2 protein-coding genes are annotated in these 662 nt (G+C 62.5%); one reads left to right on the top strand and one right to left on the bottom strand.

The window, feature by feature from the left end:
• Positions 1 to 137 precede the first annotated feature (137 nt).
• Complete coding sequence (locus tag ACFXN1_RS09245; RefSeq protein WP_083868551.1) at positions 138 to 410, bottom strand: DUF397 domain-containing protein; 273 nt, start codon at positions 408 to 410, stop codon at positions 138 to 140.
• A gap of 66 nt (positions 411 to 476) precedes the next feature.
• On the opposite strand from ACFXN1_RS09245, the gene ACFXN1_RS09240 reads away from it, so the two are divergent.
• Positions 477 to 662, top strand: a 186-nt coding sequence (locus ACFXN1_RS09240; protein ID WP_379463535.1) for a hypothetical protein, incomplete at its 3' end; no start/stop codon positions are given.

Below are 662 nucleotides of genomic sequence, written 5' to 3'. Positions count from 1 at the left end.
GGGAGGATGCCCTGGTGGGAAAAAGTTCTGGGTCGGACGGGCAGGACACCCTAAACAATTCGTGCCTGACCCTTGTTACGGCGGGGGGGCCTGGAACGTTGTTGTCCCTGCCTCTTTTCGACCGGGCCACACCCGAATCAGGCTCCGGGCCGGTTGAATTCGCCGTCCTTGGCCCCGGCCACGAAGGCTTCCCATTCGCCGGGGGTGAAGATCAGTACTGGCCCGTCCGGATTGCGGGAGTCCCGCAATCCGATGTTTCCACTGGCCAGAAAGGCGATCTCGACGCCGTCGGCGGTGTCGTCTCCGCGCCGCCACACCGCATCGGCCTCGATGACGCGGTTCTTCGCTTCCACTGTCGGCCTCCCCTGTGCGCACCAGCAGTACTGGTCGGTGATGTAGATCGCACTCATAATGCCAGGGTTTGTGAGGGCTTCGGATCGGATATTCCATCTTCTGTCAGTGGAAGGAGGTATGTGGTGCGCACGCCATGGTCCCCGCAACGAGCCGCCCCGGTCTCCGACAGCTGTGCGGTGGTTCCCGAACGCTTCACAGCGGAATTGGCCCACAGCATTCTTCGGATCCACCGGAGTTGCCCGACCGACCAATGTGCTCGTCGCAAGGCCGCCGTCTTCTACCTCTACGAGCAGCATCAGCACGCCAAC

The organism is Nocardia sp. NPDC059154, from assembly GCF_042755705.1.
Lineage (GTDB): Bacteria > Actinomycetota > Actinomycetes > Mycobacteriales > Mycobacteriaceae > Nocardia.
Note: the sequence above shows the minus strand (reverse complement) of the source record. Positions and strands in the feature narration are given on the sequence as shown.

Excerpts from the sequence above, each read along its gene's own strand:
- ACFXN1_RS09245 (WP_083868551.1), bottom strand. The coding sequence starts at position 410 with ATGAGTGCGATCTACATCACCGACCAGTACTGCTGGTGCGCACAGGGG.